The sequence below is a fragment of the Heyndrickxia sporothermodurans genome (assembly GCF_003055045.1).
Lineage (GTDB): Bacteria > Bacillota > Bacilli > Bacillales > Bacillaceae_C > Heyndrickxia > Heyndrickxia sporothermodurans.
Window position 1 is genome coordinate 1 of sequence record NZ_NAZB01000061.1, and the last position, 19777, is coordinate 19777.

Consider the following 19777-nt stretch of genomic DNA (forward strand, 5'->3'; position numbering starts at 1 on the left):
AGGTTCGAGGTGGAAGTGTGGCGACACATGGAGCTGACGGATACTAATCGGTCGAAGACTTATCCTAATTTGATTCAACGTTATTACTGTTTCTCATCTATCTAGTTTTGAAGGAATAATTTTAAATTAATCCTTGAAAAATTTCAAAAATCATATATAATAATATATGTCCATAAGGTTTGGTGGCTATAGCGAGAAGGTCACACCCGTTCCCATCCCGAACACGGAAGTTAAGCTTCTCAGCGCCGATGGTAGTTGGGGGATCTCCCCCTGCAAGAGTAGGACGTCGCCAAGCTTGTAATATTCCGCAGTAGCTCAGTGGTAGAGCTATCGGCTGTTAACCGATCGGTCGTAGGTTCGAATCCTACCTGCGGAGCCATTAGGAGAGCTGTCCGAGTGGCCGAAGGAGCACGATTGGAAATCGTGTAGACGGTTAACGCTGTCTCAAGGGTTCAAATCCCTTGCTCTCCGCCATTTAAACTGTGGCCCGTTGGTCAAGCGGTTAAGACACCGCCCTTTCACGGCGGTAACACGGGTTCGAATCCCGTACGGGTCACCATTTAATAAATTTTAACTATACATATTGGAGGATTAGCTCAGCTGGGAGAGCACCTGCCTTACAAGCAGGGGGTCGGCGGTTCGATCCCGTCATCCTCCACCATATTATTGTCGCGGGGTGGAGCAGTCTGGTAGCTCGTCGGGCTCATAACCCGAAGGTCGCAGGTTCAAATCCTGCCTCCGCAATTGATTTGAAATTAAAATGGTCCGGTAGTTCAGCTGGTTAGAATGCCTGCCTGTCACGCAGGAGGTCGCGGGTTCGAGTCCCGTCCGGACCGCCATTTTCTTCAAATATATAAAGTGGCTCGGTAGCTCAGTCGGTAGAGCAATGGACTGAAAATCCATGTGTCGGCGGTTCGATTCCGTCCCGAGCCACCATTTATTAATTATATAGACTAAGCCGGCCTAGCTCAATTGGTAGAGCAACTGACTTGTAATCAGTAGGTTGGGGGTTCAAGTCCTCTGGCCGGCACCATTCATTACTTTTAGTAATGATATGGAGGGGTAGCGAAGTGGCTAAACGCGGCGGACTGTAAATCCGCTCCTTCGGGTTCGGCGGTTCGAATCCGTCCCCCTCCACCATTATTAAAGGGGCATAGTTTAAAGGTAGAACTAAGGTCTCCAAAACCTTCAGTGTGGGTTCGATTCCTACTGCCCCTGCCATGGCGGATGTGGCGAAGTGGTTAACGCATCGGATTGTGGTTCCGACATTCGTGGGTTCGATTCCCATCATCCGCCCCATTTATGAACAAATAAATATTTACATCATATATTATTATTGGGCTATAGCCAAGTGGTAAGGCAACGGACTTTGACTCCGTCATTCGTTGGTTCGAATCCAGCTAGCCCAGTTTGCGGAAGTAGTTCAGTGGTAGAACACCACCTTGCCAAGGTGGGGGTCGCGGGTTCGAATCCCGTCTTCCGCTCCAACAATGGCGGCATAGCCAAGTGGTAAGGCAGAGGTCTGCAAAACCTTTACCACCGGTTCGAATCCGGTTGCCGCCTCCATATTATGCCGGTGTGGCGGAATTGGCAGACGCGCACGACTCAAAATCGTGTTCCTTCGGGAGTGTCGGTTCGACCCCGACCACCGGTATCTTTAGTATTTTTTAAGTTAATTTTAGAAAAGAATTATTTGCTCGTAAGCCTTGATATATAAGGGTTTACGAGTTTTTTTATGTTTTTCAGTTTCGATTAAAAACGATTGGTTTTCGAACGATTTTACACATTTTTTACACAAGTTTTACCCAATCATTTTCTCGAAAATCTCTATTGTTGCCTGCTCTTCTTTCTCTCGTAACTCTTTAATGACGTGGGTATACTCTCGTAAGGTAGTATCAATGTCACCATGTCCAAGTCGTTCACTTACATAATGAATTGAAACATTTTTATATAAAAGAACACTTGCATGTGTATGACGTAACCCGTGAATGGTGATTGGTTCAATACCAAGATTGCTTAACGTTTTCTTTAATAGCTTGTTTGCATTTGTGTTGCTTATAACTTTGTATTTTGAGGTAGGACTATAGAAAACCAACTGATGAATATTTGTAGGCATGGTTTTAAATAGTTTTTTAAAATGAGCCATGACAGTTGGATTCATTGTTATCGTTCGCACAGATTGTTCGTTTTTTGTCGGTCCGAAACCTTCAGGATGGCGTTTCATATATCCCCAGGTTTTATTTATTCTTATCGTATTCTTTTTAAAATCAAAATCTTTCCTTGTAAGTCCAACCATTTCGCCAAAGCGCATTCCAGAAGTTAGTCCTAGTAGAAGTAGTGAATAACCTAATCCCTTGTTAATGTTCTCCCAAATCTCTTTTAATAAGATCTCGCTTTCTTTATAGTTAAGATGCTTTTCTTCTGATTTTTTGGCGGGTACAGTATAGGTAATTACAGCATTTCTTGTAAAATCACGATGAATAATTTGTTCATCCATTGCGTCCTTCACACATGCACGAATATGGGTATTTACCTTTTCTACTGTTTCTTTAGATCTACTAGAACCAAACTGATTAATAAACATTTGATAATCATGTCTGGTGATCTCTTGTAAAGGTTTACTCCCGAAGTATTCTTTGATCGCTTTATAAGTGTATTCGTAATGCTTTCGAGTAGTAACACTGATATTTGTTTTATAAAGCCTAACCCACTTGTCAAAATAGTCATCTATTGGCACTGGAGTTAGATGAGGAAGAAGTCCTTTACTTAACTGTGATTCTATCTCTGCAGCTGCAATTTGAGCTTCTTTCTTAGTGCGGAAGCCTCCCTTTCTTATAGGTTTTGATTTTCCGTTAACCATATGGCTAACAGTAAACTGATATGTTTTTCCTCGTTTTTGAATACTAGCCATATTTTCCCCTCACTTTTTTTCATAAGGGTGGCCAGTTCCGAAATAGGTCACCCTTATTTTAACAATTTCTTATATTGTTTTGTAGTTACATATAAGGTAGTAGGAATTATATCTGCTACTAGGAAGAAAATATTCGGTGAAAATTCTTATCCAAAAAGTCTGCCATTTTTAAAGCATGAAAAGACCAAGTTTGCCCTTTTGTTTTTGGATAGAAGACAAAACCACCATGTTCAGTATCAAGTATTTTTCTGAAATGTGATGGATAAAGAATATTTTCTTTAATCCATTCATGTTTTCGATTGATTCTTTTTTCGAGATCTTTCATTGACCAGTAGACTCCATACAGTTGTTGCTGTTTAAGCTCCTTCAGTTCTACTTTTGAGATTAATACGGTATCAGACGGGATTGGGATAGTTAGATTAACTGATAGCTGTTGTTCCATTTTTCATACCTCCACCATGATGATTATTCGATCATTGCAGCACAAAAAAATGCTTTTACAACAAGAAACAGAATCCATATGGACCTGTGACTTATTGCAAAAGCATTTTTGTTTTGCATTTTATCTGAAGTGTGTTGGCAGTTTATTATAAGTGTTTCAAACAAAGCCTATTTGGGCTAAAAAATAAATGACTGAGTGCAAGTAAATACTCCTATCTAGTTGAATCTAGCTGCAATGTGTTATTGCTAGGCGCTTTGTCTATTGTGTAATTAATTTTTATTTCATTATTGGTGTTTATTAATTTGTAAATATTAATTTACAGGATTTAATAATTTATGTCAAGATAATATTTATCCATATGGAAATCTGACTAAGAGTAGATAATTATAATTGTGGCACTAGCATAATATTTTTGAGTTATCGAGGGGGGGAAGTGCTTGACCGTTACACCACTGTTACGTTTAATATATTTATCAAAAATTTTATTAGGGGTGAAATTAATGTCAAATACATATACAACGGGTCAAGTCGCAAAGAGATTAGGGGAAGATCATAGAAATCAAGTTAATAGAATAATGAAATATATGGGAATGAATTTAGAAAAAAATGAAAGAGGACATTACATAATTGATGATGAGTCACTTGACTTGATAAGAATGTATGCAGATTTCAAAAAAAATGTGAAGATAACTTATAAAGATTTTAACGAACTTGAAAATATTATAAAAAATGTCTCATCTAAAGTTGAAGCTGTTCAAAGGGCATTTGATATTTTGGTTAATTATGATAATACAGCGAGTAATATTTCTACAAAAAAATTATTTTATATAACTTGTAGTGCGATCTTAGGATTATCGCATGAAAAAATAGAATTATTAGAGACAATAACAGGGGTATATCCTGATGAAAATGAAACATTAATATCTATGTATAATTATTTTTTGTATCAAGCCTATGTAATTGATATACTCCTTAATCTTTCTACACTTGAACTAGAACCTGAAGAGGAATTTTGGGATTTAGATGTTGTGAAGGGGTATGAAACATATATTTTTAACATTGTCTTTAACAGGCCACCAATTACTGAAAATATAAATGAATTTTTCATGTGTGTCCTAATGAAGAAAAAATATGATGCTGAAGCAAAAAATAATCTACTCATAAAAAAACTGACTGTTTTATTAAAGGAACTCAATAAATTCTATGATGAAAATAACTTAGACTATGATAAGTGTCAGCTCATCTTCTTACATGCCATTCAGCTATTGAGTTTGACATGCCTGACAACTCTGAAATAGTATAAGTACAGTTATATGGAGGTTAACATGTCAATTATTAAAGGTGGTGCGGCAAGGTTTAAAGGTGTGATATTTTATTCAGAGAAATATATTTCAAAAGCCATTAGGAACAGAGATGGAACGCTTAGTATAAATATTACTAAAAGAAAGGATACTTCAAAGTTAGATAGAGTTATTGACAAAATCCCTATAATACGTGGATTATTCTTATTGATAAATCCGATTATAGTAATGTGGAAACTTTATCTATTTATATTTCTTCCACTTTTGGTTCTGCTTGTATTAACGACTCGTAATAGTGTAATAGCATCAGGTTCATCAATGCTCGTCTTATCAATTATTGCTGAATTGATTCAAAGCCATTTTTTATTACTACTTACAATTATATTGGTTACATTTGGAGTAATTTGTAAAATAACAAACCTAGGTAAGTATCATGCTGCTGAACATATGACAGATACATCATTTAGTACATTATCCAGTCTAGCGATTTCAGATGTAATTATGCAATCAAGAATACATAGACGCTGTGGATCAAATATTGTGGTCTTTTTCTTCTTTTGGTGCTTTATCTTTTCTCTTTTTATTGCAGACTTACTTCTCCTAGGTGTGCTCAGTGTTTGTTTGGGATATGAATTATTTCTAATTCAATCAAGAATGCTTACACCTTTTTATTGGATTGGTGGTTTTATACAATATACTCTATTCACATCAAAGCCATCATCAAGGCATGTAGAAGTTGCTGTAGCATCATATGAAGCTCTTTTAAAAGCGGAAAGAAATGATAATAAAGTATAGATCATTTTTAAAAATGAATATTGACACTTTTTGATAACTATTTTAGGATAAAGATAAATAAATATTATAAATCACTTTCAGATAAAACGCTCAGGCGTCAAGAATTATAAGATCTTATGGTCTTATAAATTGGCGAACTGAGCGTTTTTTTTTGCGTTTAAAACGAAAGGGAGGAAAAATTGTATGAACTTAGTTGATTTGTTAGTAGCGAGGCAGAATGAAACGCCAGAAGAAAAAGCGAAAAGGTATAAACAAGACCAAAAACTTAGATGGAAAGAGGAGGGGAATCATTTATATGAATGGAGACGCAGATTAGGATTAACAAGAACATTTATAGCGAATGAAACTAGGGTAAATCCTAGTCGGTTACGAAGGTTAGAACAAGGTTTACCTGTTAGAGATGCAAAAATAATATGTAGATCTTATGAAATGGTATTGGAAAAAGTAGAAAAGGACATGGAAACTGAAGGCTAATTGAGCAAATATATTGCTGGAAGAAAAAATAATACTAACTAAATGGAAAAGTACAATTAACCAGGTAGGACTCAAGAAAAATATTTGTTTTTGTAAAAACGGAAGAAACATTGAAATATAAGGATTCAAAAATTCTTGAAAAATCCTTATAAATACAATGCTTGTATTTAGTAGCTTATATGATTCTACTAGTTACTTTACCCACTTGCATGTGCATTAGATGCTATTAGTGAAGTAATGTTATAGATTGGACTTTTTATTGGTAGAAATTGAAAGTATTTTATGAATTACGCCATTCTTGAAGGTAATAATACTTTTAGAAAAATATCTCAATTAGGAAATGGAGGATAAATCATGTTGAAATTTAATCATGAAAAGTTAAGAGCTGCAAGGAGAGGAAAAAATTATACCCTACAGGACGTTGCTGATAGATTGCAGATTGAACTCCATGCTTACTGGCGTTTGGAGCAAGGGCAAACACAATTAAAGGTAGATCAATTGTTGAAACTCATACACATTTTTGATAAACCACTGGAATATTTCCTGGAAGAAACAAGTACATTTCATGAAGTCAATGACAAAATAACAGATTTAAAAATACTTGTTAAAAAACTGGACCATAATGAGTTGGATATTGAAAGCTTTCAAAAAGGTATTGAAATGGTAGAGACATCATTAATACCAAATTTAAAATAAACGCAAAGTTTTTGTGAATATAGCAACTGCAATTGAGTAATAGTTTTTAAAATATACAGGACATGCACGACCAAAATGGGGGAGAGTTTTGAGATGCTTCATACATTTGAATTAAAGTTAAAGACAAACTTTTCTATGATTAAAGCATTAGAGGAAGTATTTGGGAATGATTTGATAACCAAATTATCCAGCAATAGATATTACTGCATTTCAAATCCTATAGAAATTCCAGGAATACGAAGACTTAATATTAGTGATTCAGGTAAAGGTATTTATTATATTACTTTAGAGATAGAACCTGAAGTACTATTGAGAGGAATGTTAACTGTAGCGTTGTTCGATTGTTCTCAACATAATGTGCGAAAGCTTACTGATGCACTGAATGAAACTATATTATCGATACATGAGGCACTTCCGGAATTAAGTTGTGGTTGGAATTTATCACGAGTTGATTATGCTATGCAAATTCATTCAACATATACAGATGTCTACGTCTCACTAGCAAATAAAGCTAAAATACCACATCACTATGAAGACAAAATAAATAAATCTGGAAGTATGTATAGGCAGTCTAAAAGTGTAAGGTTTAATTTTTACGACAAATATGAATATATGAAGAAACAGAATGTCTCTGATACGCTAATAGAGTCTAGTCGAGGTATCTATCGTATAGAAGTCCAATACCGTACCACAAGAGCACTTAGACATATAAGAAAGAAATATGAGGCTTCAGCAATGTTTGATTTATTTGATCCAGATATTGCATTCGATATTATTCGTAATGCATATAACAAAAATATTGGTATGGAGAATTATTACAAATTTTGTTTGGCTGAAAATATTATATTTTCTAGCAACTTAACTAATAGTATGAAATCCAAAATAATTAGCCTACTAAAATTAATTGAATGTGCTGGAACCTATGAACAAGCTATCGAAGCTATATCTAATAATAATAGTTTTGTTGCCAGCAATTACAAACAGAATGTGCAGCTATTGAAAATTCATGAAAGAACTCTGAGAAAAATTGGAATAAATCCAATTCTTTTACCTGATGCTTTTGAATTAGATTTTTTATCGAATCCGTTTAATGAAATTATGACTGAATATCCGCATGTATAGTCCAGAAAAAAATGATGAAAATAAAGGAGAAATTCATTGTGAATATTGTTACTGTAAAATATGATCAAAAGTTATTTTCTCAATACAAACAGTTATCAAATGAACTAAAAATGGAAAAAGATCTAATTAGTGAAAAGGAATATTGGTCCAGATGGAGACAGTTAGAAGAATTAAGAGAGAGATTACGTGGGAGCATAAAATCCTCTAAACAAATTGCTAGAGAAATAAGGGAATCTGGTAAACTAGTAATTGTTAAAGGCAAAATAAAAGAACCAAAATTATTGAATCATATTTCTATCCACAATTTTATTACTTTATGTGAAAAGGACTTTGGAACAAGTAAGAACTTTATATTAGATTTTAACGGCAAAATTGAAGATGTAACATGTAGAAGTTGTCTTGACATATATAATCATTGTTATAAAGATGATAATAACATTCATGAAATTGATAATATTGTAGATTTACGTTGTGAAGTCTGTGCAGGATTTATAAAATTTCGAAGGGATTTATATATTCGTGACAACTTTAATTTGTGCAGGAAATGTTGTAAAGAATTATTGGGTGAGAAATATGAGGAAGATCGATTAAAAAGGTGGAAAGAATTATGTTATTGGGCCATTGAAAAGCTTAAAGAAAAAGATTTAAGTAGGACTAAGAATGAGTTTAAGCTTCAATTTATACAAAATGTAATTGAACAGTTTAATGAAAAGGGAGCATTAAGTATCAAACAATATTTAATAATCGTTGATATGCTTTCGGGAAACAGTTGGACATTTATCAAGAACAAAGAAAGAGAGTTGAACTGGTGTCCATATACTAATGCAATAAAATAAAGTGGGCAATCATTGCCCACTTTCTATAAGCAAATCATAGACTTCATGTTCAAATTATACTTTTAGTTTAACATCAAATGGTTCGATAATAATGATTAATTCATCTTCTGTGATCCCAAAATCTCTTTGCAATTTTGACTTTATAAAGTCTATCATTCCTTCATTATATGATTTTAGATATATCCTTGCTAATTCTTTTCCAGCTACATTATAAAAGACAATAGAATCATGAAGTTGAATATCGCGTAATCCAACTAATGGATATCGTACTTTTTCATTATCAAATTTGATTGGCTCCAAGGTGCCAATATAGCAATTGAAGCACGAATGAATTAATTTTTCCTCCTTTGTGCCGATATACCCCTCTTTTTTTTCAATTCTTTCTCCGCATAAATGACAATAATGCATTTACATCATTCCTTTCTGAATTTTTAACTGAAAATCATCTGAAAAAAAGTATTAGAAATTAATCACTTCCTTGTAAAATAGTAAAAATAAATAGTTTGCAATATTTATAAGATGAAAAAATAAAAATTAGAGAGAGGTATGAGAGGAAAGGCTACGGAAACGCTAGTAAATTTCTTCATCTATGCTAATAATTGCGGATAATAAACATCGAAGGAGTAAATATTTTACCCGAAGGGGTGCTGATAAATGAGGCGGTATAAAATGATATACCCGGGGCTCGAATTCTCGTTACATAGGGTAAAATTAATACTAGGTTGGGCTAGAAAATTTTATAAAATTTTAATGCCTAATAGGGAAATATTTTTTATGAAACCTAGTGAAAGATTTAAAATATCATTAAAAAGGGGGATGAACTAAGTGAGCGACAAAGAGAATTATGTAGATAATAAAGAGACGGAGGAAAATGGTAATAATTTCGATAACACTGATTCTCTTAGACCAAAAGATTATCAACTTCCATACATAGGCGAAGAATTTAAAGAGCGGATTAATGAAATTCAAAAGCAATTTCTTTCAAGTGTACAACCAGTTATAGATTTAAGAAGAAAACTAATTGAACCTATTACTGAAATGCAAAAACAAATTAGCGAGGCTCTAAGACCATTTACACAAATAACAGAAGCCATTAATCAATTAACAGAACCTTTAAAGGGGATTGATTGGGATGCCTTAAGTAAGGCTGCGGCAGAAAGACTTAAAGAAATAGATGCCTTCTTAAAGGAACAAGAAGATAACTTATGGTGTATAGATGTTGACCTTTTAGATGCTTTCGAAAATGAAGAAGTAAGTCATTATGCAGATTACATTGATTCAAAACTAGATGAGTATGTTCTGGAAATTACAGGTGATCCAATATATGAATTACATGCGTCTCTGATTACAGAAACTTATGAAGCATATAGGGCAGGATATTATAAGTTGTGCACGTTTCCATTGTTTTCTACATTCGAACATATAGTAGCTTCATGGTATGAAGGAAATATTACTGAAGAAGAAATTGCAGTTAATCTGAAACCTAAACAGAAACGGCTATATTATAAAATTCAAAAGTTGACAAATGAAGAAAATGGCCAAGAAGGATTCATTAAAGTGTTTGCACAGTCTGTACTAAGGATGTACGAAAAGACATTTGTATCAATTCCAGAACAACTTAACAAAGAACTAAATCGAAATTCGATTACACATGGATTTCATGATTATGATTCCATTACTCAAGAAGACGTTTTAAAACTATTTCAATTATTAAAGGCAGCATTGATATTAAAATATGTAAGTCCTAAGCATTTTATAGAATAAGTTCATGTTGATTTTACAACGGAGTTAATGTTCCCTTGTCAAGGTTCAAAGTTCCTATTCTTATGGTAAAATAGAGTATAAATGTAACGAACATCGGAGGAGAAAGTATGACAGTTAAAGCAGATATAGATTTTCAGAAGGATTTATTTGATGCGGCAAACAAAATGAGAGGGAGTATTGCACCATCCGACTATAAACATCATGTTCTTCCACTTATTTTTTTAAGATACCTTTCCAATAAGTTTGAGCAACGGCAAGTAGAAATTGAAACCATGACAAAGGATCCAAGTAGTGATTGGTATGCACCAGACCAGGAAATGTATGAAATTATAAGTGAAGATCGAGACTTGTATCGTGCTGAAAATGTATATTTTGTTCCAGAAGAATCACGTTGGTCTTATATTGTAAAAAATGCTAAACAGCCAAATATTAAAGAAATTTTAGATATAGCAATGAAGCGATTGGAAGAAGAGAATTCCGAATTAGAAGGAATGCTTCCACGTATATATCAAAGCTCAAATTTACCAGCAGAAAATGTTTCAGGTCTAATTGAAATATTTTCTAGAGACGTTTTTAGTGCTAAGGATAAAAGAAGTGTTGATATATTAGGTAGAACATATGAATACTTTATCAGCTCTTTTGCTTCTTCAGAAGGTAATAGAGGAGGAGAGTTTTTTACTCCATCTAGTATAGTTCAATTATTAGTGGCCATGCTTGAGCCTATTAGTGGAAAAGTTTTTGACCCTGCATGTGGTAGTGGTGGGATGTTTATTCAAAGTGAGGACTATGCACCGAGGAAAAGGGAACTTTCTTTTTACGGTCAAGAGAATGTGACAACAACGGTTCGCCTTGGAAAAATGAATGTCCTTCTTCACGGGATAAACGCAGACATTCGTTTAGGTGACTCATTACTTAATGACCAATTTCCAGATTTAGAAGCCGATTATGTTATCGCTAATCCCCCATTTAATCAAAAGGATTGGGGAGCAGAACGTGTTTCTAAGGATGATCCTCGATTAATTGGACCGGTAACAAATAGTAACGCTAACTATATGTGGATGCAACATTTTCTATACCATTTAAGCAGTAAAGGAACAGCAGGTTTTGTAATGGCTAATGGTGCGATGACCACAAATCTTAAAGAGGAGAAAGAAGTTCGTGAACGTTTAGTGGACGAAGGCTATGTTGATTGCATTGTGCAATTACCAGAAAAACTTTTCTTTACTACAGGTATTCCATGCTGCTTGTTCTTCTTAAGTAAGAATCGAGATGGAAAAGAAGGCTTCCGTGAACGTAAAAACGAAATTTTATTTATTGATGCTCGTAAAATGGGAACTTTAGTTAGCCGTAAACAAAAAGCTTTATCAAAAGAAGAAGTTGATAAAATAGCTGCTGTTTATCATAACTTCAAAAATAAGGATACTTCTAAAGAGTATGAAGATGTTGCAGGATTTTGCAAGGTTTCGACAATTGATGAAGTTAAAAAGAATGATTATAAGCTAACCCCAGGCATATATGTTGGAACTGAAGAGTCAGAAGAAGACGATGTACCATATGAAGAAAAAATGGCTGAATTAACTCAACAACTTTTTGAGCAATTTGAAGAATCTAATCACCTTCAAGAGAAAATTAGGAAGGACTTGGAGGGATTAATTTGATGGAATGGAAAGATGTGTATTTAAAAGATGTAAGTTATTATAGTACTGACAGAATTAGTGTGGATGATTTAACGATATTAAATTATATCTCCACTGAGAATATGTTTTCAAATAGACAAGGAATAACCTATGCTTCATCACTACCATCAACTAAAACTGTTTCTCGATATAAACCAGGTGATATTTTAATTTCCAACATTAGACCATATTTTAAAAAAATATGGTATGCAGATAAGACTGGTGGTTGTTCAAATGATGTACTAGTGATTCGTAATAGTAATCCCCAAAAAATTTTAAATAGGTTTCTTTACTATTGTTTGTTTACAGATAATTTTTTTGATTATGTAATGTCTGGTGCAAAAGGTGCTAAAATGCCAAGAGGTGATAAAGATGAAATAATGAAATATCAGATTTCATTACCTCCATTAAATGTACAAGAACAGATTTCAAATATATTAACTAATATAGATGACAAAATTAATCTTAATACCAAGATTAATAAAACTCTAGAAAAAATGGCATTAACATTATATAAAAAGATACTTTTAGATAATTCCGATACTAATAACGCAAAAAAATTAAGTGACTACATAACTTTAAACCCAAGAATTTCTGTTAAAAAAGGGACGGTTCTAAAATATGTAGATATGAAGGCATTACCAACAGATCAAATGAGTGTATCGAATGAAGACATAATTGAAAGAGAATTTAAATCTGGAACTAAATTTATGCAGAATGATGTTCTTCTTGCAAGAATTACTCCATGTCTTGAAAATGGAAAATCAGCGTTTGTTGATTTTCTATCCGAGGGTGAGATTGCTTTTGGTTCAACTGAATTTCTAGTTTTTAGAGCAAGTGAATATTCGTGCCCCCAATTTCTTTACTGTTTAATTAAGGATCCAAACTTCCAAGAGTTTGCAAAACAAAGTATGGTAGGGACATCTGGAAGACAAAGAATTCAAAATGACATATTACTTGAATATAACTTACCAAATATTAATTCAGAACAAATGAATAGATTTTATGAGACTACAAAAAAGTGGTTTGATAATGTTCGTTTAAATTCAATAGAAAATACTAGATTAAGTCAAATTCGTGACTATCTACTTCCTCGTCTTTTATCCGGGGAAATTGACGTAACAAGGGCAGAAAAGCAAATTAAAGAAGTACTATAACATTTTACTAACGGAGGTGTAAACGCCATGACAAGACCTCTAGGTGAATCTGAATTTGAAGAAACGACGATAGAACGGCTAAAACGATTAGGGTATGAATATCTTCATGCTCAAGATCTTTTCCAACGTGGTGAGAGAGAACGACTACAAGAAGTTGTCCTTCCTAACCGTTTGGAGAGTTTTTTAAAGAAGAAGTATCCATATATTCCAGTATTGGATATTAAACGTTTGGCTTCGCTATTCCTTTTACCAGAGGGGGTAGGTTGGCAAAATCGGAACTTTGAATTTCATCAATTAGCGGTAAAAGGGATCGATTTTAAGTATGAGATAGATAATGAAGAAAAGTTTGTTCATGCCTATCCTATTGATTGGGAAGAGCCTAAAAATAATGACTTTCTTGTGGTCAACCAGTTATCGATTGAGGGTAGAATGTCACGTAGACCGGACATTGTTATTTATGTAAACGGTTTGCCGCTGGTTGTTTTTGAATTAAAAGGTCCAAATAATCCAAATGCAAGTGTATTTGATGCCTATACACAAATTCGTAATTATACGTTGGATATAGCTCAACTTTTTGAATATAATGCATTTGTGGTTGTTTCAGATAACACTGAAACAAAACATGGCATGCCTTCAGCCCCCTATGACTTCTTTGCATCATGGAAGTCAATGGATGGTGAAACAGTCGATAATAATAAAGCAAATACAATGCGGACACTTATAAATGGTTTGTTTCCGAAAGAGCGGTTATTAAATTATATTCGTAATTTTATCGTCTTTCTTGATAAAGGTGGCAGTAATCATGTTAAGATCGGTGCAAAGTATCACCAGTATTTTGGTGTTTCTTTTGCAGTAAAAGAGGCAATAAGAGCAACACGACCAGATGGTGACCGTCGTATCGGAGTTATGTACCATACCACGGGTTCTGGAAAATCATTAAGTATGTTATTTTTCTCAAATATTCTATCAAAGCACCCAGAGTTAGAGAATCCAACTATTGTTGTTCAAGTTGACAGAACCGACTTAGATCAGCAGTTGCATGACACTTTTATGGAAGGTCGCTCCATGATTGGTCATATTGAACATGCCACAAGCTCTGATGAATTAAGAGAGCTTTTAAAAGGAGAAGCAGGTAAAATTGTATTTTCCACCATTGAGAAGTTTCGTTTAAAGGATGGGGAAGAACACCATCCAGTTTTATCTGAAAGAAGGAATGTAATCGTTGTCTCCGATGAAGCTCATCGTACTCAAAGTGGATTTGACGGTGGATTTGCTGCTCAGATGCGTTATGCGCTTTCTAATGCTTCTTTCATTGGTTTTACTGGTACACCTGTGCAATTATTAGGAAACAATACACAAGAAATCTTTGGACACATTATCCATCGATATGATATGGCTCAAGCTGTTGAAGATAAAGCAGTATTACCACTTTATTATGAAAGTAGATTAATTCCATTAGATTTAACTGGTGGAGATATCAATGAAGAGTATAAACAATTAATGCAAGATATTGGGTCACTGGAAGAGGAAACAGAAGCATATAAATTAAAATGGGCAGCATTAGAAAAAGTAGTAGGTACACCAAAGAGACTAAAAACGTTAGCTCATTCTATCGTTTCTCATTTTAACGCGGCTGCAAACCCATTTCAAAAAGGAATGGTTGTTTGTATGAGTCGTAAAATAGCTGTTCGTTTATATAATCAAATGCGTCAAATTTCTGATTGTCCTGAAATAGAAGTAATCATGACTGGTGAAGTATCAAAAGATCCAAAAGAATGGCGCGAGAAAAATGAAGGAAGTAAATACGCTCACATTAAAACGAAAGAGGAACAAGAGGAAGTTAAAGCGCGACTTCGAAATCCAGATGATCCATTAAAATTTGTTATTGTTGTTAGTATGTGGCTAACTGGATTTGACTCACCTAATTTATCATTCCTATATGTGGACAAACCGATGCATGGTCATAATCTGATCCAGGCGATTGCAAGGGTAAACCGAGTGTTTCCTGGAAAAGAAGGTGGCCTGATAGTTGATTTTATTGGTATATCAACAAATTTAAAAGAGGCAACACAGAAGTATACTGGCAATAATGCAACGAAAACATCTGATGCAGATATAAGACAAGCTCTAGAGATTTTCTATCGTAATTTTGAGAGAGCAAAAAGTTATATACCGAAGCAATATGATATTTTTAATTGGCGGTCTTTAGATAAAGTAACAAGGGAAGATTTGATTGCAGACATTGTAAATGATCAGCTAAATGCAGACCCTGAGGAATTTATTGAGGAGTGTGTAAAAGCAGAAAAAGCATATACACTTGTAAAACATAGAGAAGAAGTACTTAAGTATGCAAATGCAATAACGTTAATGCAGATGGTGAGAATACAACTTAGAAAACATATAGCACCACCTCCTTTTCGTCCAGAGAATAATCAAACACTTGAAGAACGTTTAACGAAATTAGTAGACGATCATCTATTAACGAAAGAACCAGTTGATTTATTTAAAGTAGCAGGAATTGAAAAGCCTGATATAAGCATTTTAGATGAAAACTTTCTAAAAGATACTGAAAAGAAAGAGCATGAGGATTTACGCTTAAAACTCTTGCAAAAATTGCTAGAGGATCATATCCAGCTGAATTATAAAAAAGGAAGCCCAAAAGAGCGAGACATGAATGAGCTTCTTCAGAAAACGTTAAAAGACTACCATAATAGAATCATTCAAGCTGCAGACGTAGTTAGAATGATGGTACAAATGAAAAAGGAAGTTGACGAAGAGGCAAAGCAAAGACAAGAATTGGGCTTATCTGATGAAGAAATTGAGTTTTATAAAGTGATAACTTCATTGGAATTAGAAGCGTTTGATAATCAGTTTATTGCCGATTTGATACACAAAATTGTAAAAGAAGTTAAAAAACAGCTTTCAGTAGATTGGACGAGTGAACACCGAAGAGATATTTATGCCAAAGTTAAGTTATCAGTTAAGAAAGTATTAATACGAGAGAAAATCAAAGGAAAGCAGCTTGAATTTATTACAAACGCTGTCATGAAACAGGCTGAGGAACAGTATAGAGATTGGCCGTTGAATGCATGATACAAAAAGTTTGTAAGTCCCAGAATAAATTCCTAAGGGAAGAGAGTTTGAGTAAGCAGGGATTTATCTTAAATTGGCATTACAAACAATCCAATAATTTGAGTAGGGGGAAAAGCGTATAAGATAGTATCTGTTTTGCTTTTCCCCAGCTTTATATAAGTATGATAGATTTATCTAAAGGAGGGAATATGTCTTGGAAGCAGGACCAATTAAACTATTAAAACTGTTAGGTGAACATAAAAGTACGTTTAATATACCAGTTTATCAGAGAAATTATGAATGGACCAAGGATCAAGTTAAACAATATTTTAGAGATGTAGAAGCTATTTTAGAAGAAAACTCTGGAGGTGGACATTTTTTAGGTACTATCGTTTTTGTATCTAATGAGAAACCTGGTCTAATAATGGAAAGGATTATTATTGATGGCCAACAAAGAATAACAACAACATTTTTGCTTTTAAAAGCTATATATGATTTGTTGGATGCAAATAATCCTGCAGAAAAAGGCCGTAAAGAAGAGATTTTTGATACATATATTATTAATAAATTCGTTGATGATCAATATAAATTAAAATTAAAACCTGTTGAGGATGACAGAAAAGCCTACTCAGATTTAATTGAATCAGTTCCTAATGCTAAGGAATCTAAAGTATTTACTAATTATGAATTATTTAAAACACTTATCAATAACTCGAAATATGACCCAAATTCAATATTTGACGCACTTTCTTTAGTTGAGATTGTATATATTTCTTTAGATAAAAATTCGCCAAAGGAAAATCCACAGATAATTTTCGAAAGTTTAAATTCTACAGGTCTTTCTCTAACGGAAGCAGATTTAATTAGAAACTTTGTTCTAATGAGTTTAGATTATGATGATCAATCTAAATTATATAAAAAATATTGGATAACAATCGAAAAGTTTCTTTCGAATGCAAGGATATCAGAATTTATACGGGGCTTCTTGTCAATGGAAAGTGGAACAACGGTGAATAAACAAAAAGTTTACTCAGAGTTCAAAAAGTTTTATTATAAAAATCATTACTCTAGTGAGGACATCTTAAGAGAGTTAGTTAAGTATGCAAAATATTATCATTGGTTTATTAATTTAAATTCTGATATAGAATCTATTAATGAGCGGCTATGGAGTTTACAACAATTGAAATCTACTGTCGTCTATCCTTATTTGTTAGAATTATTTGATGACTTTTTTCATAAACAAGTCATTGATGAATTTGAATTGATACAAACAATTGAACTTATTAACTCTTACTTATACAGAAGAGCCATATGTGCAAAACCAACAAATGCTTTAAATAAAGTATTCGCTTCAATGGCAAAAAATGTTGCTGCTAATAAAAACGCAGGGAAATCGCATATTGATTCTGTTATTGATTATTTAATGAGTAAAGACGGAAGTGCAATTTTTCCGAGGAATGAAGAGTTTAAGCGTCACTTCGTAGAATTTGAGATTTATCGCAGTAGAAAAGATATAGCTACATACACTTTATATAGTATAGAAAAGCACTTTCATAAAGAAGTTGTTGAAAACATTGATTTGACTATAGAACATATAATGCCTAAAGTGATAACACCAAAATGGAACATTGATTTAGGAAGGGATGCAGAAGAAGTACATAAGGTGTACAGAGATACTATAGGAAATCTTACATTAACAAAATACAACTCGGAAATGTCTAATAAAAGTTTTGGGGAAAAGAAAGATTTTTATGCTAATTCTAATATTAAAATTACAAGGGATATAAATCAATACGATAATTGGAATAAAGAAAGTATTATACATCGAGCAAACAAATTATTTGAGATAGCTAATGAGATTTGGCCCATGCCAGTAGATAATTATAAAGATACAGAAGGTAATGTACTTCAATCAAGTATTGAATATTCAATATCTGAAAACTTAAATGTCACAGGCTATAAGCCAGACAAGCTCATTTTTGATGATGAAGAAATAGTAGTAACCACCTGGAAAGAAATGCTTACAGAAATGTGTTTACAACTATTAGATTTCGATAGAGAACTATTTTATTCACTATTACAGAATAATAATTATAAAAAATTAATTTCTACAAATCAGGAAAACTTTAGAAAACCAATAAATATTACTACCGATATTTATTTAGAAACACATTTTAGTGCAAAAGATATATACAGTTATATACAATTATTGGCAAAAGAATACGGTATTGAGGAAGATGTATATTTCATAATTAAATAGATTTTTTATACTTGTATTTTTTTATAGAGATATATGATTACAATAGGAACATCTGATGTTAGACCCCGAAATTGTGGTCAGTAAAAAAGCAAGTTATAAGCATTTTAAATGAAACTTTATAGAAGGCATTGAGAAGAATGTTTCGCTTTAACTACCACAAAAGTTACTAGAATATTTTATCCATTCAAACCAAAAGAGCGTTATTAACGAACTTCTTTAGAGAACAGTTAAAATAAGGTGATTTTTATGTCAAATAATAATGAAATACCTAAAGATGTACTGAAATTTATACAAGATTCCATATCTAAAATTCCTGTAATCGTAATCGGAAGTGGTGCTTCGGCAGCATATGGCATAGCGGGTATGGGGCAATTAGCAAACTATCTTACGAAGGAAATAATTGCTACTGAAGATGAAAAAGAATTGTGGGAGAAATTTAAGCAATATCTAAATAATGGTTTAGACCTAGAAACAGCATTACACAAAGTGGATATTTCCAAACGTTTGGAAAAAGAAGTTGTTTTAAAAACTAAGGAATTAATCTTACCAAAGGATATTGAGATTAGAGAAAAATTGGTTTTAGGTGAGGTAGATATGCCTTTAAGTTTATTAATAACGCATCTTAGTGAGACGGCTAATCCTCAAATCAAGATTGTAACTACAAATTATGATCGCTTAGTAGAATATGCAGTTGATTATGCAGGTTTTAATTACTACTCTGGATTTTTAGGAAAGTACATACAAAGATTTGATGGAAAATTTAATAAGGAAAAAGTATTAAATAAGATTGAGATTTTAAAAGTTCATGGTTCTCTTGATTGGTACACTACCTCAATAAACGAGATATTAGCATTGCCAGATAGCTTTCAAAATACAGAAAACCTATTTCCTGTAATGGTAACCCCTGGTAAAAACAAATATCAACATACTCATGATGATCCTTTTAGAACATTAATTACAAGGGTGGATACGGTCTTTCTAGAAGCAAAATCATTATTAATTATAGGTTTCGGATTTAATGACGATCACATTCAGCCAAAGTTAATGCAGAAAATGAGGAATTCCCAAACACCAATTATTATAATTTCAAAAGAATTAACACCAAAGGCAAGAGAGTTTATAAAAACAAACGAGAATTCAAAAATACTTGGTATTGAAGAATGTGGAGAGGGTTCTAATCTAGTATTTCCTAATAGAGATGATTTAGAGATTAATTTATCGATCTGGGAATTAAAAGAATTCATAAAAACATTTACATAGGAGAGGATAAA

Annotated in this window: 15 protein-coding genes, 15 tRNA genes and 1 rRNA gene; 28 read left to right on the plus strand and 3 right to left on the minus strand. The window is 33.2% G+C overall.

Features of this window, described 5'->3' with window-relative positions:
• Positions 1–178: 178 nt before the first annotated feature.
• The 16 genes from rrf (at position 179) to B5V89_RS17935 (ending at position 1654) form a co-directional block, all read left to right on the plus strand.
• Positions 179–295, plus strand: a 5S ribosomal RNA gene (gene rrf, locus B5V89_RS17860).
• Positions 296–304: 9 nt separating this feature from the next.
• Positions 305–379: transfer RNA gene (locus B5V89_RS17865), tRNA-Asn, on the plus strand.
• 3 nt (positions 380–382) lie between these two features.
• Positions 383–474: transfer RNA gene (locus tag B5V89_RS17870), tRNA-Ser, on the plus strand.
• Positions 475–484: 10 nt separating this feature from the next.
• Positions 485–559 (plus strand) — tRNA-Glu (locus B5V89_RS17875).
• Positions 560–585: 26 nt separating this feature from the next.
• A tRNA-Val gene (locus B5V89_RS17880) sits at positions 586–661 on the plus strand.
• A 9-nt stretch (positions 662–670) separates the two neighbouring features.
• A tRNA-Met gene (locus B5V89_RS17885) sits at positions 671–744 on the plus strand.
• Between the two features lie 18 nt (positions 745–762).
• Positions 763–839 (plus strand) — tRNA-Asp (locus B5V89_RS17890).
• 21 nt (positions 840–860) lie between these two features.
• Positions 861–936: transfer RNA gene (locus B5V89_RS17895), tRNA-Phe, on the plus strand.
• Between the two features lie 21 nt (positions 937–957).
• Positions 958–1033: transfer RNA gene (locus B5V89_RS17900), tRNA-Thr, on the plus strand.
• A gap of 23 nt (positions 1034–1056) precedes the next feature.
• Positions 1057–1140: transfer RNA gene (locus tag B5V89_RS17905), tRNA-Tyr, on the plus strand.
• Positions 1141–1147: 7 nt separating this feature from the next.
• Positions 1148–1221 (plus strand) — tRNA-Trp (locus B5V89_RS17910).
• A 2-nt stretch (positions 1222–1223) separates the two neighbouring features.
• Positions 1224–1299 (plus strand) — tRNA-His (locus tag B5V89_RS17915).
• 38 nt (positions 1300–1337) lie between these two features.
• Positions 1338–1409 (plus strand) — tRNA-Gln (locus tag B5V89_RS17920).
• Between the two features lie 3 nt (positions 1410–1412).
• A tRNA-Gly gene (locus tag B5V89_RS17925) sits at positions 1413–1487 on the plus strand.
• Between the two features lie 5 nt (positions 1488–1492).
• Positions 1493–1566 (plus strand) — tRNA-Cys (locus tag B5V89_RS17930).
• A 6-nt stretch (positions 1567–1572) separates the two neighbouring features.
• A tRNA-Leu gene (locus B5V89_RS17935) sits at positions 1573–1654 on the plus strand.
• A 147-nt stretch (positions 1655–1801) separates the two neighbouring features.
• Here B5V89_RS17935 and B5V89_RS17940 read toward each other — a convergent pair.
• On the minus strand, positions 1802–2911 hold the full coding sequence (locus B5V89_RS17940; RefSeq protein WP_108073321.1) for a site-specific integrase: 1110 nt from the start codon (positions 2909–2911) through the stop codon (positions 1802–1804).
• A gap of 118 nt (positions 2912–3029) precedes the next feature.
• The gene (locus B5V89_RS17945; RefSeq protein WP_033829747.1) at positions 3030–3353 is read right to left on the minus strand and encodes a DUF771 domain-containing protein; all 324 of its coding nucleotides are present in this window, start codon (positions 3351–3353) and stop codon (positions 3030–3032) included.
• A 437-nt stretch (positions 3354–3790) separates the two neighbouring features.
• On the opposite strand from B5V89_RS17945, the gene B5V89_RS17950 reads away from it, so the two are divergent.
• The 6 genes from B5V89_RS17950 to B5V89_RS17975 all read left to right on the plus strand — a co-directional run bounded on the left by B5V89_RS17950 (position 3791) and on the right by B5V89_RS17975 (position 8577).
• Positions 3791–4651: a hypothetical protein gene (locus B5V89_RS17950; protein ID WP_108073323.1), complete on the plus strand. Its 861-nt coding sequence runs from the start codon at positions 3791–3793 to the stop codon at positions 4649–4651.
• Between the two features lie 27 nt (positions 4652–4678).
• Positions 4679–5449: a DUF1385 domain-containing protein gene (locus B5V89_RS17955; protein WP_181294710.1), complete on the plus strand. Its 771-nt coding sequence runs from the start codon at positions 4679–4681 to the stop codon at positions 5447–5449.
• 183 nt (positions 5450–5632) lie between these two features.
• Entirely contained in the window at positions 5633–5923 is a 291-nt protein-coding gene (locus B5V89_RS17960; RefSeq protein WP_108073326.1) for a helix-turn-helix domain-containing protein, read from the plus strand.
• Positions 5924–6277: 354 nt separating this feature from the next.
• On the plus strand, positions 6278–6619 hold the full coding sequence (locus tag B5V89_RS17965; protein WP_108073327.1) for a helix-turn-helix domain-containing protein: 342 nt from the start codon (positions 6278–6280) through the stop codon (positions 6617–6619).
• 93 nt (positions 6620–6712) lie between these two features.
• Complete coding sequence (locus B5V89_RS17970) at positions 6713–7741, plus strand: hypothetical protein (protein WP_108073329.1); 1029 nt, start codon at positions 6713–6715, stop codon at positions 7739–7741.
• Positions 7742–7779: 38 nt separating this feature from the next.
• Positions 7780–8577, plus strand: a complete 798-nt coding sequence (locus B5V89_RS17975) for a hypothetical protein (RefSeq protein ID WP_108073330.1) — start codon at positions 7780–7782, stop codon at positions 8575–8577.
• A 54-nt stretch (positions 8578–8631) separates the two neighbouring features.
• On the opposite strand, the gene B5V89_RS17980 is transcribed toward B5V89_RS17975, so the two are convergent.
• The gene (locus B5V89_RS17980) at positions 8632–8985 is read right to left on the minus strand and encodes a hypothetical protein (RefSeq protein WP_108073331.1); all 354 of its coding nucleotides are present in this window, start codon (positions 8983–8985) and stop codon (positions 8632–8634) included.
• A 417-nt stretch (positions 8986–9402) separates the two neighbouring features.
• Between B5V89_RS17980 and B5V89_RS17985 the strand changes: the two genes are divergently transcribed.
• The 6 genes from B5V89_RS17985 (at position 9403) to B5V89_RS18015 (ending at position 19766) form a co-directional block, all read left to right on the plus strand.
• Positions 9403–10341: a hypothetical protein gene (locus B5V89_RS17985; protein ID WP_108073333.1), complete on the plus strand. Its 939-nt coding sequence runs from the start codon at positions 9403–9405 to the stop codon at positions 10339–10341.
• A gap of 107 nt (positions 10342–10448) precedes the next feature.
• Positions 10449–11999: a type I restriction-modification system subunit M gene (locus B5V89_RS17990; protein WP_108073335.1), complete on the plus strand. Its 1551-nt coding sequence runs from the start codon at positions 10449–10451 to the stop codon at positions 11997–11999.
• Positions 11999–13174 carry a restriction endonuclease subunit S gene (locus B5V89_RS17995; RefSeq protein WP_108073336.1) on the plus strand — a complete coding sequence of 392 codons (1176 nt, stop codon included), beginning with the start codon at positions 11999–12001 and terminating at the stop codon, positions 13172–13174. Before B5V89_RS17990 ends, B5V89_RS17995 begins: the two co-directional genes overlap by 1 nt.
• A 27-nt stretch (positions 13175–13201) precedes the next feature.
• A complete protein-coding gene (locus tag B5V89_RS18000; RefSeq protein WP_108073338.1) occupies positions 13202–16267 on the plus strand; it encodes a type I restriction endonuclease subunit R in 3066 nt (1021 codons plus the stop codon).
• A gap of 193 nt (positions 16268–16460) precedes the next feature.
• On the plus strand, positions 16461–18506 hold the full coding sequence (locus B5V89_RS18005; RefSeq protein ID WP_108073340.1) for a DUF262 domain-containing protein: 2046 nt from the start codon (positions 16461–16463) through the stop codon (positions 18504–18506).
• A gap of 246 nt (positions 18507–18752) precedes the next feature.
• Positions 18753–19766 (plus strand): SIR2 family protein, encoded by a 1014-nt coding sequence (locus B5V89_RS18015; protein ID WP_108073342.1) that lies wholly within the window; start codon positions 18753–18755, stop codon positions 19764–19766.
• The last annotated feature ends 11 nt before the right edge of the window (positions 19767–19777 follow it).

What these genes read in the sequence shown, in the direction of transcription:
- B5V89_RS17940 (WP_108073321.1), bottom strand. Translation starts at nt 2,911, where the DNA reads ATGGCTAGTATTCAAAAACGAGGAAAAACATATCAGTTTACTGTTAGC.
- B5V89_RS17945 (WP_033829747.1), bottom strand. Translation starts at nt 3,353, where the DNA reads ATGGAACAACAGCTATCAGTTAATCTAACTATCCCAATCCCGTCTGAT.
- B5V89_RS17955 (WP_181294710.1), top strand. Translation starts at nt 4,679, where the DNA reads ATGTCAATTATTAAAGGTGGTGCGGCAAGGTTTAAAGGTGTGATATTT.
- B5V89_RS17960 (WP_108073326.1), top strand. Translation starts at nt 5,633, where the DNA reads ATGAACTTAGTTGATTTGTTAGTAGCGAGGCAGAATGAAACGCCAGAA.
- B5V89_RS17965 (WP_108073327.1), top strand. Translation starts at nt 6,278, where the DNA reads ATGTTGAAATTTAATCATGAAAAGTTAAGAGCTGCAAGGAGAGGAAAA.
- B5V89_RS17970 (WP_108073329.1), top strand. Translation starts at nt 6,713, where the DNA reads ATGCTTCATACATTTGAATTAAAGTTAAAGACAAACTTTTCTATGATT.
- B5V89_RS17980 (WP_108073331.1), bottom strand. Translation starts at nt 8,985, where the DNA reads ATGCATTATTGTCATTTATGCGGAGAAAGAATTGAAAAAAAAGAGGGG.
- B5V89_RS17990 (WP_108073335.1), top strand. Translation starts at nt 10,449, where the DNA reads ATGACAGTTAAAGCAGATATAGATTTTCAGAAGGATTTATTTGATGCG.
- B5V89_RS17995 (WP_108073336.1), top strand. Translation starts at nt 11,999, where the DNA reads ATGGAATGGAAAGATGTGTATTTAAAAGATGTAAGTTATTATAGTACT.
- B5V89_RS18000 (WP_108073338.1), top strand. Translation starts at nt 13,202, where the DNA reads ATGACAAGACCTCTAGGTGAATCTGAATTTGAAGAAACGACGATAGAA.
- B5V89_RS18015 (WP_108073342.1), top strand. Translation starts at nt 18,753, where the DNA reads ATGTCAAATAATAATGAAATACCTAAAGATGTACTGAAATTTATACAA.